This window comes from Sulfurimonas sp. (assembly GCF_027056685.1).
Lineage (GTDB): Bacteria > Campylobacterota > Campylobacteria > Campylobacterales > Sulfurimonadaceae > Sulfurimonas.
Window position 1 is genome coordinate 1 of the sequence record NZ_JALUKE010000103.1, and the last position, 3,901, is coordinate 3,901.

A 3,901-nucleotide genomic window follows, 5' to 3' on the forward strand; every position below is an offset into this window, starting at 1 on the left:
AAGTGGAAGATACTCACGGTTTTCGTCATGCTGAAGTAAGTGGCGGAGGCATAGATACCCAAGAGATAAACCCAAAAACTATGGAATCACTCAAACAAAAAAATCTCTACTTTGTCGGAGAGGTGCTTGATATTGTCGGTCGTAGAGGTGGGTATAACTTTGCTTGGGCCTGGGCAAGTGCTCACATTTGTGCAAAAGGTATAACACCCTAAAATATATCCAAGACTTTATTCTTCTTTTAAATTTATAAAGTCATGGCTTGTCATACTAGGGATAAATTCTTGAATATCATATTTTGCAATATTATTTATTTTAAATGGATCTTCATTTACAATATTTTGAAGTTTTTCCAAACTATTAAGTTTTGACAATATAATACCACCAGTTCTTGGAACTTTTCTTCCTGAGGCTATAAAGTTACCTTTTTCATATTGATTTTTTAAATATTCCACATGCTGGGGTAATAACTCATCTACTTTTTCTAACTCAACCATATATGTTAATGATACTATGAACATCTTAATCCTTTGCTAACTATTCGTTGAAGTATATTTTACACAAAGCAGTTCTTAAAAGCAACACATACAAAATATCACTTAAATAGAACTATCATAAAATTATGCTAAAATACTTCATCTTAGCTTAAAGGCTTCCTATGTCAACACCGCTTATTATTATAATAGTCCTCGTAATTATCATCATTTTGATGTACAACTCACTTGTGGCGAAAAAAAATCAGGTAGACAACATTTTTGCTTCTGTCGATACACAGCTAAAAAAGCGCTATGACCTCATCCCCAATCTTGTCGCTTCTGTAAGTAAATATATGGAGCATGAGAAGTCCATCTTAAATGAAGTCACAAAGCTGCGTGCTGAGGCAAATAAGCCAAATATTTCAAATGAGCATAAAATGGCACTTGATTCCAAGATGAGTGCGGCTCTTGGCTCTATTATGGTAGCTGTTGAGAACTATCCGGAGCTTAAAGCAAATGAAAATGTCTTGCATCTGCAACACTCTTTAAATGAGGTAGAAGCACAAATAGCGGCTGCGCGCCGTGCCTACAACCAAGCCGTCACAGACTACAACAATGCGCTTGAACAAATACCGACAAACATTCTTGCAAATATAATGCACTACCAGCCAAAAAAAGTATTTGAGATAGATGAGAGTGAGCGAAAAAATGTCAATGTTAAAGAGCTTTTTAACACATAAGTATGAAAAGCATAAGTGAACTGACAGACTTTTACTACAAAACGCTCTACCCTGTCTTGAAAGAGCTTGAAAAGGAGCGTGAAGCTGTTAAAAAGAGAGTTATCAAGCTCGGTATCAGCTATCTTCTTATCGCTGCGTTTACAGGCTTACTTATTTTAAGACAGAGCAATAGACAAATAGATATGTTTCTTTTTTTCTGTTTCGCTGCGTTTACACTTGGAGCTATTTTGTACAAATACCTTGTAAAAGGCTACAAAAGCACTTTTAAAGAAAAAATCATTGCTCCACTTATAAAAGAGCTTGATGAAAATCTTGAATATCTGCCACAACAGCATGTAAATGAAACATACTTTACGCGTTCAAGACTATTCACTTCCCGCCCTGACAGAGTAAGCGGCAATGACTACATTCATGGTAAAATTGATGGCGTACCTATCCAACTTTCAGATTTTCATGCAGAGAAAAGGCATCAGGATTCAAAAAACAACACCTCTTGGACAACTATGTTTCAAGGGCTCTTCATAGTTAGTGAATTTAACAAAAACTTCAAAGGACAAACTGTTGTTTTACCAGATAGAGCACAAAGCACTTTTGGTGACCTTGTTGGAAATTGGCTACAGTCAAACAACTTCTCAAGAAACGAACTTGTAAAGATGGATAATCCAGAATTTGAGAAAGAGTTTGTGGTCTATTCGACAGATCAAGTCGAAGCACGCTACATTCTCACGCATATGCTAATGCAAAAATTACTGCACTATAAAAAAGAGTCAAAACATCCTCTCTATGCCTCATTTGTGGGAGGAAATATCTACCTTGCCATCGCTTATAACAAGGATCTTTTTGAAGCTTCTGTATTTCATTCACTTTTAAAGTATAAAATAGCAATGGAGTATTTAAAAACCCTGCATCTAGCTGTAGGTGTTGTCAAAGAGTTAAATCTCAATAAAAAACTGTGGAGTAAAATATGAAATTAAAAATGTTACTTGTAGCGCTTCTTGCTACTATAAATCTATATGCCGTAACTGTTAATAAAAAGCCAAAAGAGGTAGTCATCAGCGGTAAAAATGGGGGACTTGTCAAAGATGGAAAAGCATGGGATTCTAGTATGCTAAAAAACAAGGTCTATGTTATGTTTTATGTTGACCCAGACAAAAAAGATGTCAATGAAGAGTTCTCTCAAGCACTCAAAGCAAAGGACTACAGAAGCAGAGGTGCTTTTGGAAGCATAGCCATCATCAATATGGCAGCGACATGGAAGCCAAACTTTGCCATAAATATCATTCTTAAAAGCAAACAAAAAGAGTTTCCAAAGACCATCTATGTAAAAGATTACAACAAAGTACTTGTCAAAAAATGGGGACTTCGTGATGATGCATCAGACATACTCATATTTTCAAAAGATGGCACTCTTCTCTTTTACAAATCAGGAAAAATGGGCACAAGCGATACGCAAAAAGCATTTAACATTATAGAGGCGAATTTATAAAATGAATGAAGAAACAAGTATACTCACACGCAGTATAAGAGACCTTTTTACAAAAAAAATGTTGGCGTATTCCATTATGCCTTTTGTTATTAGTATGATAATCCTCTACATTCTCTTTTTTATTGTAGCTGGTATGGGAATGGATCAGTTTACTACTATGGATATTCAAAGTACACAAACAACCATTCAAAACGGCATACCTCATACTGAGAGTTTTCAAGAGACATTAGCAGGAACGGGAATTATGAAGTTTTTGATGAGTTCGGCTCTTACTTCATGGATAGCAAGCTTTTTTATCTACACAATTGGTGGGCTTTTTGTACTTTATATTTCCATCTTTGTAGCTCTTTTAGTCATTGGTTTTTTAACGCACAATATTTTAAAAGAGATTCAACAACGCCACTACAAAAATGTAGAGATGATAGGCTACTCAAACGCAGCTGAGAGTATATTTCTTACACTTAAATGGATAGCGGTAATGCTTATTCTCTTTTTGGTATTTGTACCTCTGTATTTCATTCCTTTGGTAAATATCATTGCGTTTAACTTTCCCCTGTACTACTTTTTTCATAAGATGATGACCTATGATGTCTCTTCAGCTATCTGTACAAAAGAAGAAGCCAAAAAAATCAGCTTTTTTCACGGCTCAACACTACGACTAAAGACATTAGGACTTTACCTACTCTCTATGATTCCTTTTGTTGTCTTCTTTGCATCTGTTTTTTATGTGATTTATTTGGGACATAGTTATTTTATTGAAGTAAGAAAGATTAGACAAGTTTGATAGCTATTTAAGATTTTTAAAATATAACGGCAGGATGGAGCAATGAACGTATTTCCCCTGTTATACTCTAGCAAAACACCATAAAGGAAACTTGTCTATTATGATAAAAATCTCGATTATACTTTTTTTTGTAGTTTCAATAATATTTTCAACAATATACACGCCTCAAGCAATATTACCAACTTTAGAAAAAGTTTTTGATATTAGCATAATAGAGACAAACTCTCTTCTTTTCGGAATGATTTTTACATTAATGATAGCAACACCATTTTATATAATTGCATCAAATCGTTGGGAAAAGAAAAAAATTATGATTTATGCAACATTTTTTCTTTTTATTGCAGTTGCAATATCAGTATTTGCAACAAATTTTTATGTGTTGCTTTTGAGTAGAATTTTGCAAGGCATAGCTATACCT

At 34.4% G+C, this 3,901-nt stretch carries 7 protein-coding genes; 6 read left to right on the forward strand and 1 reads right to left on the reverse strand.

The window, feature by feature from the left end; all coding sequences use genetic code 11:
• Window positions 1-212 (forward strand): NAD(P)/FAD-dependent oxidoreductase (locus MVY38_RS04490; protein ID WP_297483964.1); only part of this gene is annotated, 212 nt, incomplete at its 5' end.
• Between the two features lie 15 nt (window positions 213-227).
• Here MVY38_RS04490 and MVY38_RS04495 read toward each other — a convergent pair.
• Window positions 228-518 carry a YciI family protein gene (locus tag MVY38_RS04495; RefSeq protein ID WP_297483965.1) on the reverse strand — a complete coding sequence of 97 codons (291 nt, stop codon included), beginning with the start codon at window positions 516-518 and terminating at the stop codon, window positions 228-230.
• A 137-nt stretch (window positions 519-655) separates the two neighbouring features.
• Here MVY38_RS04495 and MVY38_RS04500 point away from each other — a divergent pair, with 137 nt between their 5' ends.
• From MVY38_RS04500 to MVY38_RS04520, 5 genes are all read left to right on the forward strand, one after another.
• Window positions 656-1,213: a LemA family protein gene (locus tag MVY38_RS04500; protein ID WP_297483966.1), complete on the forward strand. Its 558-nt coding sequence runs from the start codon at window positions 656-658 to the stop codon at window positions 1,211-1,213.
• Between the two features lie 2 nt (window positions 1,214-1,215).
• Complete coding sequence (locus MVY38_RS04505) at window positions 1,216-2,181, forward strand: DUF3137 domain-containing protein (RefSeq protein WP_297483967.1); 966 nt, start codon at window positions 1,216-1,218, stop codon at window positions 2,179-2,181.
• Entirely contained in the window at window positions 2,178-2,699 is a 522-nt protein-coding gene (locus tag MVY38_RS04510; RefSeq protein ID WP_297483968.1) for a YtfJ family protein, read from the forward strand. Before MVY38_RS04505 ends, MVY38_RS04510 begins: the two co-directional genes overlap by 4 nt.
• 1 nt (window position 2,700) lies before the next feature.
• A complete protein-coding gene (locus tag MVY38_RS04515; RefSeq protein ID WP_297483969.1) occupies window positions 2,701-3,483 on the forward strand; it encodes an EI24 domain-containing protein in 783 nt (260 codons plus the stop codon).
• 100 nt (window positions 3,484-3,583) lie between these two features.
• Window positions 3,584-3,901 (forward strand): MFS transporter (locus MVY38_RS04520; RefSeq protein ID WP_297483970.1); only part of this gene is annotated, 318 nt, incomplete at its 3' end.